This is a genomic window from Pseudomonas sp. JL27(2026), from assembly GCF_056933555.1.
In genome coordinates this window covers 4,329,759-4,351,342 of the sequence record NZ_CM167794.1, presented here as the reverse complement: position 1 = coordinate 4,351,342, position 21,584 = coordinate 4,329,759, and the positions used below count along the sequence as shown (strand labels likewise).

The window sequence follows — 21,584 nt, the reverse complement described above, 5'->3', positions numbered from 1 at the left end:
CTATTTGTCGCATTGCCGTAAACCCGGAGAAATCAGGGTTTTGCGCTATAAGAAGTTGTCGCTTGGCGGCAAGGCCGGGCTGAAAACTGTCCTTACAATCCTCACCAAGCCCGCCAGTTTCCGGCGGGTGTTCCTCATCAGGAGACTCCGATGTCCGTTGAGCATGCTGCGGTACAACGCGCCGATTTCGACCAGGTTATGGTTCCCAACTATGCACCTGCCGCTTTTATTCCTGTACGTGGCGCCGGTTCCCGCGTTTGGGACCAGTCCGGTCGCGAGTTGATCGACTTCGCAGGCGGTATCGCGGTGAACGTATTGGGCCACGCGCACCCGGCGCTGGTCGGTGCCTTGACCGAGCAAGCGAACAAGCTGTGGCATGTTTCCAACGTGTTCACCAATGAGCCGGCCTTGCGCCTGGCCCATAAGCTGATCGACGCGACCTTCGCCGAGCGCGCATTCTTCTGCAACTCCGGCGCCGAAGCCAACGAGGCCGCCTTCAAGCTGGCCCGTCGCGTGGCTCACGATCGCTTTGGTCCGGAAAAATACGAAATCATCGCCGCACTCAACAGCTTCCACGGTCGCACCCTGTTCACCGTGAACGTCGGTGGCCAGTCGAAGTACTCCGACGGTTTTGGTCCGAAAATCACCGGCATCACCCACGTACCGTTCAACGATCTGGCGGCGCTTAAAGCGGCCATTTCCGACAAGACCTGCGCGGTGGTCCTGGAACCGATCCAGGGCGAGAGCGGCGTCATCCCGGCCGAACTTGAATACCTGCAAGGCGCCCGCGAACTCTGCACCGCGCACAACGCGCTGCTGATTTTCGACGAAGTGCAAACCGGCATGGGCCGCACCGGCGAACTGTTCGCCTACCAGCATTACGGCGTGACCCCGGACATCCTGACCAGCGCCAAGAGCCTGGGCGGCGGTTTCCCGATCGCGGCAATGCTGACCACCGAAGCGCTGGCCAAACACCTGGTCGTCGGCACCCACGGCACCACCTATGGCGGCAACCCGCTGGCGTGCGCCGTGGCTGAAGCGGTGATCGACGTGATCAACACGCCTGAAGTGCTGAGTGGCGTCAAAGCCAAACACGACAAGTTCAAGACCCGTCTGGAGCAGATCGGCAGCAAGTCCGGTCTGTTCACTGAGGTGCGTGGTCTGGGCCTGTTGCTCGGTTGCGTGCTGAGCGATGCCTGGAAAGGCCGCGCCAAGGAAATCTTCAACGCCGCCGAGAAAGAAGGCCTGATGATCCTGCAAGCCGGTCCGGACGTGATTCGTTTCGCGCCAAGCCTGGTGGTTGAAGACGCCGACATCGACCAGGGCCTGGAGCGTCTCGAGCGCGCCGTGGCCAAACTGACTCAAGCCTGATAGTGACTTCGGCGCCTGATCATTCAGGCGTCGAACAAAATTCTTATGCCGGGCCAGATTAAATGTGGGAGCGGGCTTGCTCGCGAAGGCGGGCTGACATTCAGCATCAATGGTGAATGTTATGGCCTCTTCGCGAGCAAGCCCGCTCCCACACTTGACTCTGAGTGGCTTGAAGGCCGGCCCGGCTTTTTTTCCTCTGTGTGTTTTTCGAGAAAGGAGTGACACCATGCTGGTGATGCGCCCCGCGCAAATGGCTGATCTGGGCGAGGTACAGCGTCTGGCTGCGGACAGCCCGATTGGTGTCACTTCCTTGCCGGATGATGTCGAGCGCCTGAGTGACAAGATCGCAGCAAGCGAAGCCTCGTTCGCTGCCGAAGTCAGCTTCAACGGTGAAGAAAGCTATTTCTTTGTCCTTGAAGACACCGCCACCGGAAAACTGGTGGGCTGTTCGGCCATCGTGGCCTCGGCCGGTTATTCCGAGCCGTTCTACAGCTTTCGTAATGAAACCTTCGTGCATGCGTCTCGCGAGCTGAAGATTCATAACAAGATTCACGTGCTTTCCCAGTGCCACGACCTGACCGGCAACAGCTTGCTGACCAGCTTCTACGTGCTGCCGGAGTTGGTGGGTTCGGCCTGGTCGGAACTCAACTCCCGTGGTCGCCTGCTGTTCGTTGCCAGCCACCCGGAGCGCTTCGCCGATTCCGTGGTCACCGAGATCGTCGGTTACAGCGACGAAAATGGCGACTCGCCGTTCTGGGATGCCATCGGTCGCAACTTCTTCGACCTCAACTATGCCGCTGCCGAACGTCTGTGCGGGCTCAAGAGCCGGACCTTCCTCGCTGAACTGATGCCGCATTACCCGATCTACGTGCCGCTGTTGCCGGACGCCGCCCAGGAAGCCATGGGCCAGGTACACCCGCGGGCGCAGATCACGTTCGATATCCTGATGCGCGAAGGCTTTGAAACCGATCACTACATCGACATTTTCGACGGTGGCCCAACCCTGCACGCCCGCGTCTCGGGGATCCGTTCGATTGCCCAGAGCCGTGTGGTGCCGGTGAAGATTGGCGAAGCGGTCAAGGGCACTGGTCGTCAGTACCTGGTGGCCAACGCCCAGTTGCAGGATTACCGCGCGGTGTTGCTTGAGCTGGACTATGCGCCAGGCAAACCGGTGACCCTGGACCTGGAAGCCGCCGAAGCCCTGGGTGTCGGTGAAGGTGCCAGCGTGCGCCTGGTCGCGGTTTAACGTCTGACTTAGTGTCTAGAAAGCAGCGAGTTTCACGGGTGGTCGTTACCGGCTGCCCGTTTGAGGAGATAGCATGATCGTTCGTCCCGTACGCAGCAGCGACTTACCTGCTCTGATCGACCTGGCCCGCAGCACCGGTACCGGCCTGACCACCTTGCCGGCCAACGAAGAGCGACTGGCGCATCGGGTTGGCTGGGCTGAAAAGACCTTTCGCGGCGAAGCAGGACGCGGCGACGCGGATTACCTGTTCGTGCTCGAAGACGACAACGGTCGCGTGGTGGGCATTTCCGCCATCGCCGGTGCCGTCGGCATGCGTGAGCCCTGGTACAACTTTCGCGTCGGCCTGACTGTCAGCGCTTCGCAAGAGCTGAACATCTACCGTGAAATCCCGACGCTGTTCCTGGCCAACGACCTGACCGGCAACTCCGAGCTGTGCTCGTTGTTCCTGCACGGCGATTACCGCACGGGCCTTAACGGCCGGATGTTGGCCAAGGCGCGGATGTTGTTCATCGCCGAGTTCCCACAGTTGTTCGGTAACAAGATCATCGCCGAGATGCGCGGTGTGTCCGACGCGGCCGGGCGCTCGCCGTTCTGGGAAAGCCTGGGTCGGCACTTCTTCAAAATGGAATTCAGCCAGGCCGATTACCTGACGGGCGTGGGCAACAAGGCGTTCATCGCCGAGTTGATGCCCAAGTTCCCGCTGTACACCTGCTTCCTCTCGGAAGACGCGCGCAATGTCATCGGTCAGGTCCACCCGGACACCGAACCGGCGCTGGCGATGCTCAAGAGCGAAGGCTTCAGCTACCAGGGTTACGTTGACATCTTCGACGCAGGCCCGGCCGTTGAATGCGAAACCGGCAAGATCCGTGCGGTGCGCGACAGCCAGGCGCTGGTGCTGGCCATCGGCACGCCGGGTGACGACGCCACACCATTTTTGATTCACAACCGCAAGCGCGAAGACTGCCGGATCACCGCCGCGCCGGCACGCTTTGCTGCCGGTACCCTGGTGGTCGACCCGCTGACCGCCAAACGCCTTCAACTCAACGCCGGCGATCAGGTTCGCGCCGTGCCGTTGTCCGCTGCCCGGGAGTCGAAATAATGAATTCGCTATACATCGCAGGTGAGTGGCTGGCAGGCCAGGGTGACGCGTTCGAATCGCTGAACCCGGTGACCCAGCAGGTGCTGTGGGCAGGGCAGGGCGCCAGCGCCGCTCAGGTCGAGAGCGCCGTGCAAGCTGCGCGTCAGGCATTCCCGGCGTGGGCCAAACGTTCCCTGGAAGAGCGCATCGGCGTGCTGGAAGCGTTTGCCGCCGCCCTGAAAAGCCACGCGGACGAACTGGCTCACTGCATCGGTGAAGAAACCGGTAAACCATTGTGGGAAGCGGCGACTGAAGTGACCAGCATGGTCAACAAGATCGCCATTTCGGTGCAGAGCTACCGCGAGCGTACCGGCGAGAAGAGCGGCCCACTGGGTGACGCCACCGCCGTGCTGCGCCACAAGCCCCACGGTGTGGTGGCGGTGTTTGGTCCTTACAACTTCCCGGGGCATTTGCCAAACGGACACATTGTTCCTGCGTTGCTGGCCGGTAACAGCGTGCTGTTCAAGCCGAGCGAGCTGACCCCGAAAGTCGCCGAGCTGACGGTCAAGTGCTGGATCGAAGCCGGCCTGCCGGTGGGCGTGCTGAACCTGTTGCAGGGGGCGCGTGAAACCGGGATCGCACTGGCGGCCAACCCGGGGATAGACGGTCTGTTCTTCACCGGTTCCAGCCGTACCGGTAACCACTTGCACGCGCAGTTCTCCGGGCGTCCGGACAAGATCCTCGCGCTGGAGATGGGCGGCAACAACCCGCTGGTGGTCGATCAGGTCGCAGACCTCGACGCCGCGGTGTACGCCATCATTCAGTCGGCGTTCATTTCTGCCGGTCAGCGTTGCACCTGTGCCCGTCGCCTGCTGGTCCCGCAAGGCGCCTGGGGCGACACGTTGCTGGCGCGCCTGGTCGCGGTCAGTGCGACTATCGACGTTGGCGCATTCGATCAACAACCAGCGCCGTTCATGGGGTCGGTGGTTTCTCTGGCGGCTGCCAAAGCGTTGATGGATGCCCAGGAACATTTGCTGGCCAACGGCGCTGTGTCGCTGTTGGAAATGACTCAGCCACAGGCCAATGCCGCGTTGCTGACCCCAGGTATTCTGGACGTGAGCGCTGTCGCTGATCGTCCTGACGAAGAGCTGTTCGGCCCGTTGCTGCAAGTGATTCGCTACGCTGATTTCGAGGCGGCCATCGCTGAAGCCAACAACACTCAATATGGTCTGGCGGCGGGTTTACTGTCGGATTCCGAGGCGCGCTATCAACAGTTCTGGCTGGAAAGCCGTGCCGGTATCGTCAACTGGAACAAGCAACTGACGGGGGCTGCGAGCAGCGCGCCATTCGGTGGTGTGGGTGCTTCGGGCAACCATCGCGCCAGCGCCTATTACGCCGCGGATTACTGCGCGTACCCGGTGGCCTCGCTGGAAACCCCAAGCCTGACACTGCCAGCCGCCCTGACCCCCGGCGTGCGGATGTCGTAAGACCGCTTTCGCGAGCAAGCCCGCTCCCACAAGGTTGATGCAAGACTGGAGGGAGGGGTAAGCCAGCCTCTAAAGGTCTGTACAGACCCTGTGGGGGCGGGCTTGCTCGCGAAGGCCGCAACTCGGTCGCATTGAACAGTTACTGATGCCTATAAAAACCAGATTCGTGGAGCCTCGCTGATGAAATCCTATGAAGTCAACTTTGACGGTCTAGTGGGGCCTACCCATAACTACGGCGGTCTGTCCTACGGCAACGTCGCGTCCCAGAGCAACAGCCAGCAGTCCTCAAACCCCAAGGAAGCGGCGCTGCAAGGCCTGGCGAAAATGAAAGCGTTGATGGAAATGGGTTTCCAGCAAGGCGTACTGGCCCCGCAAGAGCGCCCGGATGTGGCCGCCTTGCGTAACCTGGGTTTCAGTGGCACCGACGCACAAGTGATCGAGCAGGCCGCCAAACAGGCGATGCCGTTGCTGGTTGCCAGTTGCTCGGCGTCGAGCATGTGGGTGGCCAACGCCGCCACCGTCAGCCCAAGTGCCGACACGGCCGACGGTCGCGTGCATTTCACCGCCGCCAACCTCAACTGCAAATACCACCGCAGCATCGAGCACCCGACCACCAGCCGCGTACTGGGGGCGATGTTCGCCGACCAGAAGCACTTTGCTCATCACGCCGCGTTGCCGGCAGTGGCGCAGTTCGGTGACGAAGGCGCGGCCAACCACACCCGTTTCTGCCGTGAGTACGGCGAGGCCGGTGTTGAGTTCTTCGTGTTCGGTCGCAGCGCGTTCGACACCCGCTACCCGGCGCCGCAAAAGTACCCGGCGCGTCAAACCCTTGAAGCCTCGCAAGCGGTTGCCCGTCTGCACGGGCTGAGCGATGACGGCGTGGTGTATGCCCAGCAGAACCCTTCGGTGATCGATCAGGGCGTGTTCCACAACGACGTGATTGCGGTCGGTAACGGCGAAGCGCTGTTCTATCATGAGGATGCGTTCGAAGGCACCGAGCAGATGCTGGCAGAACTCACGACCAAACTGGCCAAGTTCGGCGGCAACTTCAAGGCGATCTGCGTGCCGCGCTCCAGGGTTTCGGTCGAGGACGCCGTGCGTTCGTACCTGTTCAACAGCCAATTGCTGTCGCGTGCCGACGGTTCGATGCTGTTGATCGTGCCGCAAGAGTGCCAGAACAACGAACGCGTCTGGCAGTACCTGCAAGAGCTGACCAGCTCGGGCGGCCTGATCCGTGAAGTGAAAGTCTTCGACCTCAAGCAGAGCATGCAGAACGGCGGTGGCCCGGCGTGCCTGCGGTTGCGCGTCGCACTGAATGAAACCGAGCTGGCGGCGGTCAACCCAGGGGTTATCATGACCCCGCCGTTGTATGGCACGCTGACCCAATGGGTCGACAAGCACTACCGTGACCGCATGACCGAAACCGATCTGGCGGACCCACAATTGTTGCTTGAGTGCCGGACGGCACTGGATGAACTGACGCAAATCCTTAAACTGGGCGCGGTTTATCCATTCCAGATCAATTGAAAGAGGGCGCGTCGTTGATGGCGCGCCGCTTTACCTCCAGATGAGAACGTAAAAATGACCGATACCCTGAAGCTGATTCTTGAAGACACCGACGGCACTCAACTGGAAACTTCCTGCACCCGCGTTGCGGTGATGTGGCAGGGCAAAGAGTTGTGGATCCAGCACGATGGCCGCGGTCAGCTGCTGATCGGTGTTGACGTTGAAGAAGGCGATGCTGAATACGCCAACCTGTTGCTGCGCCCATTGGCCACCAACCTGGTCAGCCTGCAACTGGAAATGGAACCGGCTGAAGTCGGCGACGAAGACCACGTGCATGGCCCAGATTGCGCCCACGATCACTAAGGAAGTCGCGCTATGCTCGCCCTCGGCAAACTGCTTGAACTGACCCTCGCCGGTCGTGAACCGGCGGAGAAGACTCAACTGACTGTCGACGGCGTGCGGATGCGCTGGCTGAGTGAAGGTGCGCTGGAAGTCCGGCCACCGGAGGCTCGCGACAATGGCCTGGACCTGCTGCTGTCAGCCGGCATCCACGGCAACGAAACAGCGCCGATCGAGTTGCTCGATCGCCTGTTGCATGACATCGCCCGCGGTGAGTTGAAGCCGCGCGCACGTATTCTGTTCCTGTTCGGTAACCCGGCGGCCATGCGTTGCGGGGAGCGTTTCATCGAGCAGGACGTCAATCGGCTGTTCAATGGTCGTCATGAGTTGAGCAGCGGTCCCGAGGCGTTACGGGCCTGTGAGCTGGAACGCCTGGCGGCGAGCTTCTTCAGCGTGCCGGACCGCGACCGTTTGCATTACGACCTGCACACGGCGATCCGTGGCTCGAAAATAGAGCAGTTTGCGTTGTACCCGTGGAAGGAAGGTCGCCAGCATTCGCGCCAGCAACTGGCTCGCCTGCGCGCTGCTGGCATGGAAGCGGTGCTGTTGCAGAACAAGCCGTCCATCGTTTTCAGTTCTTACACCTACGACAAGCTCGATGCGCAGGCCTTCACCCTGGAACTGGGCAAGGCCCGGCCATTCGGGCAGAACGAAGGTGTCGACGTTTCGCGTCTTGAAACCCGCCTCAAACAGATCATCGAAGGCAGCGAACCGTCATTGACCGATGCGGGCCTGGACGGTTTGCAGCTGTTTAGCGTGGCGCGGGAAATCATCAAGCACAGCGACAGCTTCCACCTGCATCTGCCGGCGGACGTCGAGAACTTCTCGGAGCTGAAAAAGGGTTATCTGCTGGCCGAAGACATCGCCCAGACCCGCTGGGTTGTCGAGGAAGAGGGGGCGCGAATCATCTTCCCGAACCCGAAGGTCAAGAACGGCTTGCGTGCCGGGATTCTGATTGTGCCAAGCGCTGGCGAAAACCTGGTCTGACCCGGACCTGGATCCCGACGCAGAGCTAATGTGGGAGCGGGCTTGCTCGCGAATGCGGTTTAACATTCAACAATGATTTTGGCTGTCAACCAGCTTTCGCGAGCAAGCCCGCTCCCACAGGTATTGCATCATCCCGGGGAGCGGGTGTGAGGTTTAAACCGCTACCGCACGAGGCTCGCTACGGCGAAAAACACGCACCTTGTGCAGCGTATCCGCGCAGGTCTTCGCCGCTTCCTCACCCTTGTGCACGAAATGCTCGAAGAAGAACTTCTGATGTTCTTCGCCGACGTGGAAGTGGTGCGGGGTCAGTACGACCGAGAACACCGGGACTTCGGTTTCCAGCTGAACCTGCATTAAGCCGCTGATTACAGACTGGGCGACAAACTCGTGGCGGTAGATCCCGCCGTCGACCACCAGGCCTGCTGCGACGATGCCGGCATAACGGCCGGACTTGGCCAGCAACTTGGCGTGCAGCGGGATTTCGAAAGCGCCGCCGACTTCAAAAAAATCGATATCCGATTCCTGATAGCCCTGAACGAGCATCTCGGCGACGAAGCCTTTACGGCTCTGGTCGACGATTTCCTTGTGCCAGCAGGCCTGAATGAACGCGACACGTTCGTTTGCGTGGGTTTTGCTTTTGCTGTCGATTGCGGTGGGTTGCATCAGTTCTGACTCCTGTTTGTGTGAAAAACAGGGCATATGAATCGAATGGGATTTAAGGGTACGCACGGGCCACGCGCGCAAGTCTGTGCACGAATGCCCACGGGCGGCCCTTTGGCGCCAATCCCGTTCTCTCTTCATCCGGACTATGACCGTCGGCCCCGGGATCACACCGGGTCTGCTGACCTTGGCGCTATCCACCGCAAAAGCCGTGAATATCGCCAAGCGCTCGCGGGCTATGCGCATTGCGCGCAATTACCGCCGGTGGGGAATTGCACCCCGCCCTGAGAACGTTTTGCCGTCAGATTTTCTGGCGGCGCAGCGTTTTTAACACATATTGTTAGGCGATGCATTGCGCCTTTCTGATGATTGCCATCAGTTTTTTCGTTGGCATTCATCGTCATTTACTGCATCGAGTCTTGATTAATCGGGCCGATGACCGCAGTAATCTCTTTGTGCAGCAATGTCCCCTTTGCCAGCGAGGCTGGCGTCCCCTTCCGAGGCCTGATTCATGAGTGTTATCGATCTTCGCAGCGACACCGTCACCCAACCGACCGCAGGGATGCTTAACGCGATGGCCACGGCGGCTACCGGGGACGATGTCTATGGCGAAGATCCAACAGTCAATCGTCTTGAGGCTGAACTGGCCGGGCGTCTGGGCTTTGCCGCCGCGTTGTTCGTGCCAACGGGCACCATGAGCAACCTGCTGGGCTTGATGGCCCATTGCGAGCGTGGCGACGAATACATCGTCGGGCAGCAGGCCCATACCTACAAATACGAAGGCGGTGGCGCGGCGGTACTGGGTTCGATCCAGCCGCAGCCGCTTGAAGTGCAGGCCGATGGTTCGCTGGACCTGGCGCAGGTTGCGTCGGCCATCAAGCCCGACGACTTTCACTTCGCCCGTACCCGGTTGCTGGCGCTGGAAAACACCATGCAGGGCAAGGTGCTGCCGCTGGAGTACCTGGCACAGGCCCGTTGGTTTACCCGTGAGCACGGCCTGGCGCTGCACCTGGACGGCGCTCGGTTGTACAACGCCGCAGTGAAACTGGGCGTTGATGCCCGGGACATCACTCAGCACTTCGATTCGGTGTCGGTGTGCCTGTCCAAAGGGCTTGGCGCGCCTGTTGGCTCGGTGCTGTGCGGTTCGGTCGAGTTGATCGGCAAGGCCCGGCGTTTGCGCAAAATGGTCGGCGGCGGCATGCGTCAGGCCGGCATCCTCGCGGCGGCGGGGCTGTATGCGCTCGAACACAACGTGCAACGCCTGGCGGATGACCATGCCAACGCGCAATTACTGGCTGAAGGGCTGCGTGCGGCGGGTTATGACGTCGAACCGGTGCAGACCAACATGGTCTACGTGCAAATGGGCGACAACGCCCACGCGATCAAGGCTTTTGCCGGTGAGCGCGGGATCAGGCTCAGCGCGGCCTCGCGCTTGCGCATGGTGACGCACATGGACGTCAGTCGGGCGCAGATCGAACAGGTGATCGCGACTTTCGTCGACTTTTCCCGTAAATGACAATGCTGGCCGTCCAATTGACCGTTTCTATCGTATAAACACGCTGTACCGCGCGCGCGGGGCCGATATAATGCGGCCCTTTGCCGTCGCTTCGTCCGTTGACGATTCGCACAGGCCTTTGGCCGCAGCCTCCGTGGAAGAACCTAATGAAAAGCGCAGAAATCCGTGAAGCCTTCCTTCGCTTCTTCGAAGAGCAAGGCCACACCCGTGTAGCCTCCAGCTCTTTGATTCCGGGCAACGACCCAACCCTGCTGTTCACTAACGCGGGGATGAACCAGTTCAAGGACTGCTTTCTGGGCCAGGAAAAGCGCGCGTATACCCGCGCCGTCAGCAGCCAGAAGTGCGTTCGCGCCGGTGGCAAGCACAACGACCTGGAAAACGTCGGTTATACCGCTCGTCACCACACCTTCTTTGAAATGCTGGGTAACTTCAGCTTCGGCGATTACTTCAAGCGTGATGCGATCACCTTCGCCTGGACTTTCCTGACCTCGGTCCTGAGCCTGCCCAAGGACAAACTCTGGGTCACGGTCTACGCCAGCGATGACGAAGCCTATGACATCTGGACCAAGGAAGTCGGGGTTCCGGCTGAGCGTATGGTCCGTATCGGCGACAACAAAGGCGCGCCATACGCGTCCGACAACTTCTGGACCATGGGCGATACCGGCCCGTGCGGTCCTTGCACCGAGATTTTCTATGATCACGGCGCTGACATCTGGGGTGGCCCACCGGGTTCGCCAGAGGAAGACGGCGACCGCTATATCGAAATCTGGAACAACGTGTTCATGCAGTTCAACCGCACCGCCGATGGCGTGTTGCATCCGTTGCCAGCGCCGTCGGTGGATACCGGCATGGGCCTTGAGCGGATCAGTGCGGTGATGCAGCATGTTCACTCGAACTATGAAATCGACCTGTTCCAGAGCCTGCTGAGCGCTTCGGCCAAGGCCATCGGTTGCACCAACGACAACCAGGCTTCGCTGAAAGTCGTGGCTGACCACATTCGGTCATGCGGTTTCCTGATCGCCGACGGCGTGCTGCCGTCCAACGAAGGTCGCGGCTACGTGCTGCGTCGGATCATTCGTCGCGCTTGCCGTCACGGTAACAAGCTGGGCGCCAAAGGCAGCTTCTTCTATCAGATCGTTGGTGCACTGGTTGCCGAGATGGGTGAAGCCTTCCCTGAGCTGAAGTCCCAGCAGGCGCACATCGAGCGTGTGCTGAAAGCTGAAGAAGAGCAGTTCGCCAAAACCCTGGAACAGGGCTTGAAGATCCTCGAGCAGGATCTGGCCGAGCTCAAAGGCGATGTAGTGCCTGGCGACGTGGTGTTCAAGTTGTACGACACCTACGGCTTCCCGATGGACCTGACCGGCGACATCGCTCGCGAGCGCAGCCTGACCATCGACGAAGCAGGCTTCGAGCGCGAAATGGAAGCCCAGCGCGTCCGTGCCCGTTCGGCCAGTTCCTTCGGTATGGACTACAACAGCCTGGTCAAGGTTGATGTGGCCACCGAGTTCACCGGCTACACCGCTCACAGCGGTTCGGCAAAAATCGTTGCTCTGTATAAAGACGGGCAATCGGTCGACGTATTGAGCGAAGGCGAAGAGGGCGTGGTCGTTCTCGATCAGACGCCGTTCTATGCGGAATCCGGCGGTCAGATCGGTGATTGCGGCTTCCTCAAGGCTGGCGCTGCGCGTTTCGACGTGCGCGACACCACCAAGACCGGCGGTGCGTTCCTGCACCACGGTGTGCTGGACTCGGGCAGCCTGACCGTTGGCTCGCCGGTTCAGGCTCAAGTGGACGCTGACGTACGTCACGCCACTTCGCTGAACCACTCCGCGACTCACTTGCTGCACGCCGCATTGCGTCAGGTGCTGGGCGAGCACGTTCAGCAGAAAGGCTCGCTGGTCGACAGCCAGCGCCTGCGTTTTGACTTCAGCCACTTTGAAGCCATCAAGCCTGAGCAGATCAAGGCGCTGGAAGAAATCGTCAACGCCGAGATTCGCAAGAACTCCGCCGTTGAAACCGAAGAAACCGACATCGAAACCGCCAAGCAAAAAGGCGCCATGGCGCTGTTTGGCGAGAAGTATGGCGACAATGTGCGCGTGCTGAGCATGGGGGGCGATTTCTCCGTCGAACTGTGTGGCGGTATCCACGCCAACCGTACCGGCGACATCGGCCTGCTGAAAATCATCAGCGAAGGCGGTGTGGCGTCTGGCGTGCGTCGTATCGAAGCGGTCACGGGCGCGCAAGCATTGGCGTACCTGAACGCTGCGGAAGAGCAACTCAAGGAAGCGGCCAACCTGGTCAAGGGCAGCCGCGACAACCTGATCGACAAGCTGTCGGCTGTGCTTGAGCGCAACCGTCTGCTGGAAAAGCAACTCGAGCAGTTGCAAGCCAAGGCTGCCAGCGCGGCAGGCGACGATCTGTCGGCTTCTGCGCTGGACGTCAAAGGCGTGAAAGTGCTGGCCGTGCGTCTCGACGGTCAGGATGGCAAGGCGCTGCTGGCGCTGGTCGATCAACTGAAGAACAAACTCGGCCGCGCAGTGATCCTGCTCGGCAGTGTCCATGAGGAAAAGGTCGTACTGGTTGCTGGTGTGACCAAAGACCTGACTGGCCAACTCAAAGCCGGTGATTTGATGAAGCAAGCCGCTGCGGCAGTGGGCGGGAAGGGCGGTGGTCGTCCAGACATGGCGCAGGGCGGTGGTACCGACGCTGGCGCACTGGATGCGGCACTGGCGCTGACCGTTCCATTTGTAGAGCAGGGTTTATAAGGCAGTTTGCCCGGCCCGCAGTCTAGTGGCGGGCCCGGCGGCTGTTTGAGTGATTATTGGGCGCCCTTCATGGGCAGAGGCGGCTTTGAAATGGCTTTGATCGTACAGAAATTTGGAGGCACCTCAGTCGGCACTGTCGAGAGAATCGAGCAGGTCGCCGACAAGGTTAAGAAATTCCGCGATGCCGGCGACGACCTGGTGGTCGTGCTGTCGGCAATGAGCGGCGAGACCAACCGTCTGATCGATCTGGCCAAGCAAATCAGTGGCGACGATCAACCAGTCCCTCGTGAGCTGGACGTGATCGTTTCGACCGGTGAGCAGGTGACGATTGCATTGCTGGCCATGGCGCTGATCAAGCGCGGCGTGCCAGCGGTGTCGTACACCGGTAACCAGGTACGAATTCTGACGGACAGTGCGCACAATAAAGCGCGTATCTTGCAGATTGATGACCAGAAAATTCGCGGTGACCTGAAGGCCGGTCGTGTGGTGGTTGTCGCCGGCTTCCAGGGCGTTGACGAGCACGGCAACATCACGACGCTGGGGCGTGGCGGCTCCGACACCACCGGCGTGGCATTGGCGGCGGCCTTGAAGGCTGACGAGTGCCAGATCTACACGGATGTCGACGGTGTCTACACCACCGACCCGCGTGTGGTGCCCGTGGCTCAGCGCCTGGACAAGATCACCTTTGAAGAGATGCTGGAAATGGCCAGCCTCGGTTCCAAGGTGTTGCAGATCCGCGCGGTCGAGTTCGCCGGCAAGTACAACGTTCCGCTGCGCGTACTGCACAGCTTCAAGGAGGGTCCGGGTACCCTCATTACTATTGATGAAGAGGAATCCATGGAACAGCCGATCATTTCCGGCATCGCTTTCAATCGCGATGAAGCCAAGCTGACCATCCGTGGCGTGCCAGACACCCCGGGCGTGGCCTTCAAGATCCTTGGGCCGATCAGTGCCGCGAACATCGAAGTCGACATGATCGTGCAGAACGTTGCGCACGATAACACCACCGACTTCACCTTCACTGTGCACCGCAACGACTATCAGGCGGCGCAGACCGTGCTGGAGAACACCGCTCGCGAGATCGGTGCGCGGGAAGTCGTTGGCGACACCAAGATTGCCAAGGTATCGATTGTCGGCGTCGGCATGCGTTCTCACGCAGGTGTCGCCAGCCGCATGTTTGAAGCCCTGGCCAAGGAAACCATCAACATCCAGATGATCTCGACGTCGGAAATCAAGGTTTCGGTCGTGATCGAAGAGAAGTACCTGGAACTGGCTGTGCGCGCCCTGCACACAGCTTTCGAACTGGACGCACCGGCCCGACAGGGCGAGTGATGCGTTGCCCAGGGGGCGCGGTCTGACCGCGCCCTTTGTTTTTTTGAATGGCGCGACACAAAACTGTTCTTTTGCTCGCGCTAGTCAATACTTAGGCGTGTAGGGCTGCGATCGTTCTGGTTGTAGGTCGAATGCCTTTTTTTTGCAGACTGTTGTCCCTGAACTGAAATGCGTGAGGAGAAAGGTATGCTGATTCTGACTCGTCGGTGCGCAGAAAGCCTGATTATTGGTGATGGCGAAATCACCGTGACCGTGCTCGGCGTTAAAGGAAATCAAGTGCGTATTGGCGTTAACGCACCCAAAGAGGTAGCGGTTCACCGTGAGGAAATCTACCTGCGTATAAAGAAAGAGAAGGACGAAGAACCAAGCCATTAATTTTTATCGCTTTTTATGTTTGCAAACGGGGAAAAGGTTGGTTAAGATACGCCCCGTGTTGCGGAGAGCTGGCCGAGTGGCCGAAGGCGCTCCCCTGCTAAGGGAGTACACCTCAAAAGGGTGTCGGGGGTTCGAATCCCCCGTTCTCCGCCATTATTTTCGTAGTTCGTTGTAATCTGGCTTTTTCGGTAAGTTGTTGAAATTACTAGAAAAAGTGGTTGGAATAGAGATTAGACGGTCTATAATGCGCGGCAACAAAATGCACTCGTAGCTCAGCTGGATAGAGTACTCGGCTACGAACCGAGCGGTCACAGGTTCGAATCCTGTCGAGTGCACCATTTAAGAGTTGTTTGCAGTCATGCAGGTAACTTGGCTTCAACCAGTTGTGGTCTGGTTTAAAACACAAATGCACTCGTAGCTCAGCTGGATAGAGTACTCGGCTACGAACCGAGCGGTCACAGGTTCGAATCCTGTCGAGTGCACCATTTAAGAGTTGCTTGCAGTCATGCAGGTAACTTGGCTTCAGCCAGTTGTGGTCTGGTCTAAAAACACAAAATGCACTCGTAGCTCAGCTGGATAGAGTACTCGGCTACGAACCGAGCGGTCACAGGTTCGAATCCTGTCGAGTGCACCATACACCAAAAAGCCTGCGTCTAACGCGGGCTTTTTGCTGTCTGGGATTTGCCTTTTACACATCCTTTCTCATCGAACACGATTTCGGCACTGCGACCCTTTTTGGTCTCGTAGCGATAGCGTGTCGTCGTGTCTCGAATATTGATTTTATCCGGTCTGCCCAGGGCGCTTTCCACGTCTTGCTGGCTCATGCCTCTGATGACTCGCTGATTGATGATCGCAACGCGCCTCTGCCTGGCGTCGATCAGGTTTCCGCACTTGTCATCGGGCAGGCCAACAATGGTCGGGGGCTGCGGTTTTGCATTCATGCCGGATGTTTCTTGGTAATTGTCGCTTGGTGAAGCTGTGTCCAGTTTGAAGAGACTGGGGCGCTCGATGTTTTGCAGTGAAAGGCTCTGGCCATGGCTGCAGCTAAGTGTAGTGAAGGTGATGTGGCCGCCGCTGTCCTCGCAGCGATGGATGGTTGTGGCGGTGGTTTGAAGGGGGGTGATCAGTAGCAGGGGCAGGGTTAAGGCAGCCAGTGCGTTCGATGGCATTCAGCGTCCTCCGTGACGGTGTGCTAACAGGTTAGTCGCAGCTTTCTGTGTCGGTGGTGTGTTTTCCTTTCAGGATGCGTCGTCGCAGTTGCGTGGGTTTGGGCTCGGCTCAGCTATGCCTCGCAAGCGCTTGTTCTAGCCATGATTTTTTAACGTTTAAAGCCGCCAAGCGGTGTATGATTGCGCCCGTCAGCCCCGCCGGGGCTTGTGGAATACCTCCATGGACTTACCCAGTAGTTACTCATTACCTTGTTTTGCCAATCATGAATTGACTGATTGATCCTTCCGGCGTGCCCCGCTGCTGGGAGTGGAGTTCGCCTATGACTGAAGTAGAAGTAAAGAAAACGCAAGAAAGCCTGCAAGACCGCCTTGCTCAAGTCGTTGAGCTGCTGCAGCGCCAGCGGGTGGTCGAAGACCTGACTCATCGCCAGGAAGGTCCTCATCATGATCGGGTCGAGCACCTGGTCCACCGACAAAATCTCGTCGAATTGCAGCGCAAGCTCGATGACCTGCACTCCGCTGACGTCGCCTACATCCTTGAAGCCTTGCCGCTTGCCGAGCGACTGACTGTCTGGCAGTTGGTCAAGGCCGAGCGCGATGGTGACATTCTGCTTGAGGTGTCCGACTCGGTTCGAGAAACCCTGATCGCCGACATGGATGATCACGAGCTCCTGGCTGCCGCCAAGGAGATGGACGCTGACGAACTCGCTGACCTGGCCCCTGAGCTGCCGCGAGACGTCGTCCACGAGTTGATGGAGACCCTCGATGGTCAGCAGCGTGAGCGCGTCCGCTCTGCGTTGTCCTATGACGAGGAGCAGGTCGGGGCGCTGATGGACTTCGAGATGGTGACGATCCGTGAGGATGTCAGCCTTGAAGTGGTATTGCGTTACCTTCGCCGTTTGAAAGAGCTGCCTGGGCATACCGACAAACTGTTTGTGGTCGATTATGACGGCGTACTCAAAGGCGTGCTGCCTATCAAGCGTCTGCTGGTCAACGATCCGGATAAGCAGGTTTCGGAAGTCATGGCCAGCGACCCGGTGAGTTTTCATCCGGACGAAGATGCCTATGACGCCGCTCAGGCGTTCGAGCGTTACGACTTGATTTCCGCGCCGGTGGTGGACAAGAACGATAAGCTGATTGGCCGTCTGACCATCGACGAAATGGTCGACTTGATCCGTGAAGAGAGCGAAAACGAAGTGCTCAACATGGCGGGTCTGCGTGAAGAGGAGGATATCTTTGCGTCAGTCTGGAAATCCTTGCGCAACCGTTGGGCATGGCTGGCGGTCAACCTGATCACGGCCTTCGTCGCTTCCCGGGTCATTGGGCTTTTTGAAGGTTCCATCGAGAAGCTGGTGGCGCTGGCGGCGTTGATGCCGATAGTTGCCGGTATTGGTGGTAACTCGGGTAACCAGACGATCACTATGATTGTACGAGCCATGGCATTGGACCAGGTCAGTACGGGCAACACCTCGCGCCTTATGCGTAAGGAGTTGGCGGTAGGCTTGATCAACGGCCTGGTTTGGGGTGGGGTGATCGGCGTCGTTGCTTATCTGTTGTATGGCAGTTGGTCGTTGGGAGTAGTCATGACGGCTGCCATGACGCTTAACTTGCTGCTGGCGGCGTTGATGGGGGTTTTGATTCCCATGACCCTTGCGCGCCTTGGTCGCGACCCGGCAATGGGGGCTAGCGTGATGATTACGGCGATGACTGACAGCGGCGGGTTCTTTATTTTTCTCGGGCTGGCGACGATTTTTCTGCTTTGAGTTGTTTTTGCATGGCCTTCCTAGGTTAGCGGCCCTGGATTTCCAGGTGTTGAGTGATAGTTCGATGGCGCCCTATGGGCGCCATCGGCGTTTATGGGGCTGAATGGCAGGCAAAAAAAAGCCAGCTTGACGCTGGCTTGAGCTTTCGGGATGAAATCAGGAGGCTTCTGCGGCCATTTCAGCATCGTGCGCGATCAGTGAGACGAGCGCGTTTTGCTGGCGGTGGGATAGTTGGCGGAAGCGTTGAAGTAGTTCGCGTTCATGTAGCGACAGCTCGGGGCTGTCCAGGCGCATGCTCAATTCTTCACCCAGCGCGCCTTCCTGAATAAGACTCTGTTCCAGGCGTGCGATGATTTCGGAATTCATGCTGCGGTGATGATTGCGAGCCACCTCGGCAATGCGTTCACGCATTCCGTCTGGCAGACGTACGACGAACTTGTCAGCCGTACGGCTGGAATAAATTGCCTGTTTCAATGGGCGCATATATTTAACCGGTTAGTTCAGGGGAGCGGTTCTCGGAATTGGCCGCAGGATGTCAGTAGGACAAGCATCGCTGCCAAATGTTCAACCTGAATTGATTTGAGGCCCGCATCATGCCTCAAAATTGCCAGATCATTGGCGTCAATTCTGTGACAAATATTGAACTGGATAAAGGCGTTATGCCAGCACCAATTATCAGAAATGCGGACTGGTTTGAAAAGATCACTCAGGCCTCTATTTCTGACCGCGTCCTGTTACCCGACAGGTGGGTGCCGAAACACCTCCTGAGCGTGCATGCTATGCGGATTCGATCTTTGTTCCTTACCTTATACAGGATAGTGGCAAATGGCCGATTTACTAGGTAGCCAATCGACGTGGGGTGATGAGCGGATGCCAGGGCGACTGATTTATCTCATGGGGCCGTCTGGTTCTGGTAAGGACAGCCTTATCGACGCGGCGCGAGCCTCTCTGCTTCAGATGAATTGTAAAGTGGCACGGCGGATCATTACCCGCTCGGAAGAGTCCGCGGGAGAGCAAGCGCTGGGTGTTTCGCCGGATGAGTTCCGCAGGCTCAGGGAGGCGGGGCGTTTTGCCTTGAGTTGGCACGCCAATGGCCTCGACTATGGCATCCCTATCGAGATCGATCAGTGGTTGGGGGCTGGGCGTAACGTGCTAGTCAATGGTTCGCGAGGGTATCTGGCTGAGGCACAAGCACGGTTCCCGAGCCTGTTGCCGGTGCTGTTGACGGTCAAAGCCGAGGTCTTGCGTGATCGGCTTCAGCGCCGCAAGCGCGAAAGCGCCGAGGAGATTGGCTCGAGACTGCAGCGTAACTCACTGTTTTTGGCGCAGGCATCCGGGAGAGGGGCGGAGGGGATTTTAAGCTTGGATAATTCTGAGGCGTTGGGAGCGACGGTTGAGCATTTTCTGGGTTTGCTCAGGCAGGAAGGTCTTGCTGGAAAACTGGAACCGGTTTGATTTTTCGACAGTCCGTATATGGACTCCCCCTCATTGCAAGCCCCGTTGCTTTGGCGCCCGTGCCGACTGCACACGTATATTCGGCCTCTAAATACGGCATCGTTTCGATGCAGGGCCATGATGGGCTATTCGCGCGCCGGCTCCCGATCGCTTTTTCGTGCTTTTCGCACTTGGACATTCGAGGGTTTTGCCGACGCCGGTTCGACCGGTTTGCCATCGTTCAGGTTGCTTCGCAATCGTGGTTAAGAGTTGTTTCTCTCGTAGAACACGTCGGGTAAATAGATCAGGCCGCTGCCTGATTCGGTTGGTAATCAGTGTCGTGACGCAGCATCGCCCAAGCCATGCGTGCAGTTTTGTTGGCCAGCGCAATGGCGGCCACATTGGGATGCGATCGCTCGGCTAAACGAACGGCCCACTGGCTGAGCCGATCCTCTTTGGATTTGGCTGTGCGTAGCGCCGAGCGTGCGCCATGCACCATCAATGTTCGCAGATACGTATCACCGCGCTTGCTGATACCGAGTAGTCGATCCTTACCGCCAGAACTGTGTTGCCTCGGTGTCAGTCCCAGCGAGGCGGCAAACTGTCGGCCATTGGCAAACTGACGGGCATCACCGAGAGCGACGACGAGCGCTGTGGCGATCATTGGACCGACACCACGCAGCTGTTGAAGGCGAACGGCGGACGGCTCGTTTGTCGCGATCGCAGTGATCTCGCCATCGAGCTGGCAAATACGCCCATCCAGCGCACGAAGGTCGTCCCACAAACCATCCAGCAGACGACGAAAGCGTGCCGTCAAACCGTTATCCGCATCCCCTAGCCAGCATGGTATTGCACGACGCAGCATCAGCAATTCCTTCGGTGCAACGAGACCGTACTCGGCGACCAGCCCACGGATCTGATTGGCTTTGGCCGTCCGCTGTTCGATTAAGCCGGCCCGGATGCGATGCGTCGCCTGGATATCCTGTTGTTCGATGGTCTTGATGGCGACGAAGCGCATGCTGGGACGGCTCATCGCTTCGCAGATCGCCTCGGCATCGTTCGCGTCGTTCTTGTTGCTCTTGACGTACGGTTTGACGAACTGCGGCGCGACCAGCTTCACCCGAAATCCGTGGGCTTGTAGCTGCCGAGCCCAGTGATGTGCACCGCCACAACTCTCCATCCCGATCTCACAGCCAGGTTCGATCTTCTCCAACACCGTTTGCAGCCAGCGATCACGCGGTAGGCGCTGCCGCCAGACGGGTAGCTCATGACAATCCACGCCGTGGATCTGAAACACGTTCTTGGCCAGGTCGACCCCAATGCGCATAAGCTTCATGTGTGGACTCCTTCTCACTGTTGACTGTGGTTCGCACTTTCAGTCTGGCACTCAAGATGCCGAAGTGAGGAGGAGTCCATCCCATTGCTTTCGGATCGGTTACACCTCTCTATGCCTACATTGAAAAAGCCCTTCGGATGACATGACAAATTCAGGTGCGCCGTTTAACATGCACGCCGTCTATCTCACCGTAATCTATTGCGGTCACCTGTGTCTCAGTAGCTCAATTGGATAGAGCATCCCCCTCCTAAGGGGAAGGTTGGCAGTTCGAACCTGCCCTGGGACACCATATTTTTCAAGGCCTCCAGCAGCTTCTTATTTCTCCGCTTAACTCTTATGGGTGCAGGGTGGGTGCAGTAGGAATGCTTCAGGCAACAAAAAGCCCCACTTGGGTTCTACCTGGTGGGGCTTTTTTATGCGGAATGTATGATCCGAATACCCGATTGTCAGTCGATCATCGAAGTACTTCGCCGTATCAAACACGGGGGGGCGGAATGGGCGCATCGTAACGTTACGATGTGGTTTCCTGGCCCATCAAATGCTTGGGCTCCGGTGTACCCGCTTCAGGACGCCAGCACCCCGTACTTTGACTTCATGTACACCCGCAAAGAGCCGCCTGAGGAAGCCTTGTCCGCGCTGCTAGGGAAGTACCCACAGTGCACCGTTATCGATTGGTCGCGCGGCCGCTTGGCCTGCATCCAGGCCCCCGGTGTGGATGTTGAGACGCTAGCCGAAATCATCCGAGATATCGCTGAAACCGCTTGGGGTGAGCGCACCGCGGTCGTCGATGCTTCGTATGAGGAAAGGGGTAGAGCGTAACCCAAGAGCGGACGGTCGGCCTTGGCTCCCGAAGCGCATGTGCACAGACCAAGTCTCGGGTAACAATCGGCCAAAAGCAGAGATTGACGTAAAGATAAAGCTCCCCGTTATTCCTGTGCTTAGGACAGAATGAGATCTTCCCCTAGACTCTTCGGCCCTGCACACCATGGACTACTCTCGTTTCACACCGGAGCAGGTGGCATCACGATCTGGTACCGCTCCGGCGGATACCCATGTGAGGCAATGGCTAGCAGGCCTTCCAATCGCTGAGAGACTCGACTTTCTAAAGCGACTGTGGCCACTGAACTACCGGTACTCCCTCAAACTGCTCCAGGCGGCAC

Annotated in this window: 17 protein-coding genes, 5 tRNA genes and 1 riboswitch; of the genes, 18 read left to right on the top strand and 4 right to left on the bottom strand. The window is 58.6% G+C overall.

The features are described from left to right. The first annotated feature begins 150 nt into the window (after positions 1-150). The 7 genes from AC1Z1G_RS19815 (at position 151) to astE (ending at position 8,074) form a co-directional block, all read left to right on the top strand. Positions 151-1,371 (top strand): aspartate aminotransferase family protein, encoded by a 1,221-nt coding sequence (locus tag AC1Z1G_RS19815; RefSeq protein WP_483621969.1) that lies wholly within the window; start codon positions 151-153, stop codon positions 1,369-1,371. Positions 1,372-1,597: 226 nt separating this feature from the next. Further along, positions 1,598-2,617, top strand: a complete 1,020-nt coding sequence (aruF, locus tag AC1Z1G_RS19810; RefSeq protein WP_483621967.1) for an arginine/ornithine succinyltransferase subunit alpha — start codon at positions 1,598-1,600, stop codon at positions 2,615-2,617. A gap of 73 nt (positions 2,618-2,690) precedes the next feature. After that, entirely contained in the window at positions 2,691-3,716 is a 1,026-nt protein-coding gene (gene astA / locus AC1Z1G_RS19805) for an arginine N-succinyltransferase (protein WP_347901540.1), read from the top strand. Beyond that, entirely contained in the window at positions 3,713-5,182 is a 1,470-nt protein-coding gene (astD, locus tag AC1Z1G_RS19800; RefSeq protein ID WP_483627929.1) for a succinylglutamate-semialdehyde dehydrogenase, read from the top strand. The genes astA and astD overlap by 4 nt, the downstream gene beginning before the upstream one ends. 180 nt (positions 5,183-5,362) lie before the next feature. Continuing rightward, positions 5,363-6,709: an N-succinylarginine dihydrolase gene (gene astB / locus AC1Z1G_RS19795; protein ID WP_483621965.1), complete on the top strand. Its 1,347-nt coding sequence runs from the start codon at positions 5,363-5,365 to the stop codon at positions 6,707-6,709. Positions 6,710-6,763: 54 nt separating this feature from the next. Then, entirely contained in the window at positions 6,764-7,051 is a 288-nt protein-coding gene (locus AC1Z1G_RS19790; protein ID WP_347901538.1) for a topoisomerase II, read from the top strand. A gap of 12 nt (positions 7,052-7,063) precedes the next feature. Beyond that, entirely contained in the window at positions 7,064-8,074 is a 1,011-nt protein-coding gene (gene astE, locus AC1Z1G_RS19785; RefSeq protein ID WP_483621963.1) for a succinylglutamate desuccinylase, read from the top strand. 153 nt (positions 8,075-8,227) lie between these two features. On the opposite strand, the gene AC1Z1G_RS19780 is transcribed toward astE, so the two are convergent. Continuing rightward, complete coding sequence (locus AC1Z1G_RS19780; RefSeq protein WP_483621961.1) at positions 8,228-8,737, bottom strand: 6,7-dimethyl-8-ribityllumazine synthase; 510 nt, start codon at positions 8,735-8,737, stop codon at positions 8,228-8,230. Positions 8,738-8,858: 121 nt separating this feature from the next. Beyond that, positions 8,859-9,030: riboswitch (FMN riboswitch) on the bottom strand. A gap of 215 nt (positions 9,031-9,245) precedes the next feature. Here AC1Z1G_RS19780 and ltaE point away from each other — a divergent pair. The 8 genes from ltaE to AC1Z1G_RS19740 all read left to right on the top strand — a co-directional run bounded on the left by ltaE (position 9,246) and on the right by AC1Z1G_RS19740 (position 15,356). Further along, on the top strand, positions 9,246-10,250 hold the full coding sequence (gene ltaE / locus AC1Z1G_RS19775) for a low-specificity L-threonine aldolase (RefSeq protein WP_483621959.1): 1,005 nt from the start codon (positions 9,246-9,248) through the stop codon (positions 10,248-10,250). A gap of 146 nt (positions 10,251-10,396) precedes the next feature. After that, positions 10,397-13,015, top strand: coding sequence for an alanine--tRNA ligase (gene alaS / locus AC1Z1G_RS19770; RefSeq protein WP_483621957.1), 2,619 nt, complete (start codon positions 10,397-10,399; stop codon positions 13,013-13,015). Positions 13,016-13,105: 90 nt separating this feature from the next. Further along, positions 13,106-14,347, top strand: coding sequence for an aspartate kinase (locus AC1Z1G_RS19765; RefSeq protein ID WP_483621955.1), 1,242 nt, complete (start codon positions 13,106-13,108; stop codon positions 14,345-14,347). A gap of 186 nt (positions 14,348-14,533) precedes the next feature. Continuing rightward, on the top strand, positions 14,534-14,722 hold the full coding sequence (gene csrA / locus AC1Z1G_RS19760; RefSeq protein ID WP_002554426.1) for a carbon storage regulator CsrA: 189 nt from the start codon (positions 14,534-14,536) through the stop codon (positions 14,720-14,722). Between the two features lie 62 nt (positions 14,723-14,784). Next, positions 14,785-14,875, top strand: a tRNA-Ser gene (locus tag AC1Z1G_RS19755). 108 nt (positions 14,876-14,983) lie between these two features. After that, positions 14,984-15,060, top strand: a tRNA-Arg gene (locus AC1Z1G_RS19750). A gap of 70 nt (positions 15,061-15,130) precedes the next feature. After that, positions 15,131-15,207: transfer RNA gene (locus AC1Z1G_RS19745), tRNA-Arg, on the top strand. Positions 15,208-15,279: 72 nt separating this feature from the next. Beyond that, positions 15,280-15,356, top strand: a tRNA-Arg gene (locus AC1Z1G_RS19740). Between the two features lie 19 nt (positions 15,357-15,375). Here AC1Z1G_RS19740 and AC1Z1G_RS19735 read toward each other — a convergent pair. After that, positions 15,376-15,891, bottom strand: a complete 516-nt coding sequence (locus AC1Z1G_RS19735) for a cell envelope protein SmpA (RefSeq protein ID WP_483621953.1) — start codon at positions 15,889-15,891, stop codon at positions 15,376-15,378. A gap of 320 nt (positions 15,892-16,211) precedes the next feature. On the opposite strand from AC1Z1G_RS19735, the gene mgtE reads away from it, so the two are divergent. Next, positions 16,212-17,654 carry a magnesium transporter gene (gene mgtE, locus AC1Z1G_RS19730; protein ID WP_347901531.1) on the top strand — a complete coding sequence of 481 codons (1,443 nt, stop codon included), beginning with the start codon at positions 16,212-16,214 and terminating at the stop codon, positions 17,652-17,654. A 156-nt stretch (positions 17,655-17,810) separates the two neighbouring features. Here the strand turns inward: mgtE and AC1Z1G_RS19725 are convergent, their stop codons facing one another. After that, positions 17,811-18,137 (bottom strand): Arc family DNA-binding protein, encoded by a 327-nt coding sequence (locus AC1Z1G_RS19725; RefSeq protein ID WP_347901530.1) that lies wholly within the window; start codon positions 18,135-18,137, stop codon positions 17,811-17,813. Between the two features lie 387 nt (positions 18,138-18,524). Here AC1Z1G_RS19725 and phnN point away from each other — a divergent pair, with 387 nt between their 5' ends. Continuing rightward, entirely contained in the window at positions 18,525-19,109 is a 585-nt protein-coding gene (gene phnN, locus AC1Z1G_RS19720; protein ID WP_483627927.1) for a phosphonate metabolism protein/1,5-bisphosphokinase (PRPP-forming) PhnN, read from the top strand. A 283-nt stretch (positions 19,110-19,392) separates the two neighbouring features. Here phnN and AC1Z1G_RS19715 read toward each other — a convergent pair whose 3' ends face one another. Beyond that, a complete protein-coding gene (locus tag AC1Z1G_RS19715) occupies positions 19,393-20,424 on the bottom strand; it encodes an IS110 family RNA-guided transposase (RefSeq protein ID WP_483621951.1) in 1,032 nt (343 codons plus the stop codon). A 212-nt stretch (positions 20,425-20,636) separates the two neighbouring features. Here AC1Z1G_RS19715 and AC1Z1G_RS19710 point away from each other — a divergent pair. After that, positions 20,637-20,713 (top strand) — tRNA-Arg (locus AC1Z1G_RS19710). Positions 20,714-21,584: the final 871 nt, after the last annotated feature.

What these genes read in the sequence shown, in the direction of transcription:
- AC1Z1G_RS19725 (WP_347901530.1), bottom strand. Translation starts at nt 18,137, where the DNA reads ATGCGCCCATTGAAACAGGCAATTTATTCCAGCCGTACGGCTGACAAG.
- AC1Z1G_RS19735 (WP_483621953.1), bottom strand. Translation starts at nt 15,891, where the DNA reads ATGCCATCGAACGCACTGGCTGCCTTAACCCTGCCCCTGCTACTGATC.
- astA (WP_347901540.1), top strand. Translation starts at nt 2,691, where the DNA reads ATGATCGTTCGTCCCGTACGCAGCAGCGACTTACCTGCTCTGATCGAC.
- AC1Z1G_RS19815 (WP_483621969.1), top strand. Translation starts at nt 151, where the DNA reads ATGTCCGTTGAGCATGCTGCGGTACAACGCGCCGATTTCGACCAGGTT.
- astE (WP_483621963.1), top strand. Translation starts at nt 7,064, where the DNA reads ATGCTCGCCCTCGGCAAACTGCTTGAACTGACCCTCGCCGGTCGTGAA.
- phnN (WP_483627927.1), top strand. Translation starts at nt 18,525, where the DNA reads ATGCCAGGGCGACTGATTTATCTCATGGGGCCGTCTGGTTCTGGTAAG.
- aruF (WP_483621967.1), top strand. Translation starts at nt 1,598, where the DNA reads ATGCTGGTGATGCGCCCCGCGCAAATGGCTGATCTGGGCGAGGTACAG.
- csrA (WP_002554426.1), top strand. Translation starts at nt 14,534, where the DNA reads ATGCTGATTCTGACTCGTCGGTGCGCAGAAAGCCTGATTATTGGTGAT.
- ltaE (WP_483621959.1), top strand. Translation starts at nt 9,246, where the DNA reads ATGAGTGTTATCGATCTTCGCAGCGACACCGTCACCCAACCGACCGCA.
- AC1Z1G_RS19790 (WP_347901538.1), top strand. Translation starts at nt 6,764, where the DNA reads ATGACCGATACCCTGAAGCTGATTCTTGAAGACACCGACGGCACTCAA.
- mgtE (WP_347901531.1), top strand. Translation starts at nt 16,212, where the DNA reads ATGACTGAAGTAGAAGTAAAGAAAACGCAAGAAAGCCTGCAAGACCGC.
- AC1Z1G_RS19780 (WP_483621961.1), bottom strand. Translation starts at nt 8,737, where the DNA reads ATGCAACCCACCGCAATCGACAGCAAAAGCAAAACCCACGCAAACGAA.
- AC1Z1G_RS19715 (WP_483621951.1), bottom strand. Translation starts at nt 20,424, where the DNA reads ATGAAGCTTATGCGCATTGGGGTCGACCTGGCCAAGAACGTGTTTCAG.
- AC1Z1G_RS19765 (WP_483621955.1), top strand. Translation starts at nt 13,106, where the DNA reads ATGGCTTTGATCGTACAGAAATTTGGAGGCACCTCAGTCGGCACTGTC.
- astB (WP_483621965.1), top strand. Translation starts at nt 5,363, where the DNA reads ATGAAATCCTATGAAGTCAACTTTGACGGTCTAGTGGGGCCTACCCAT.
- alaS (WP_483621957.1), top strand. Translation starts at nt 10,397, where the DNA reads ATGAAAAGCGCAGAAATCCGTGAAGCCTTCCTTCGCTTCTTCGAAGAG.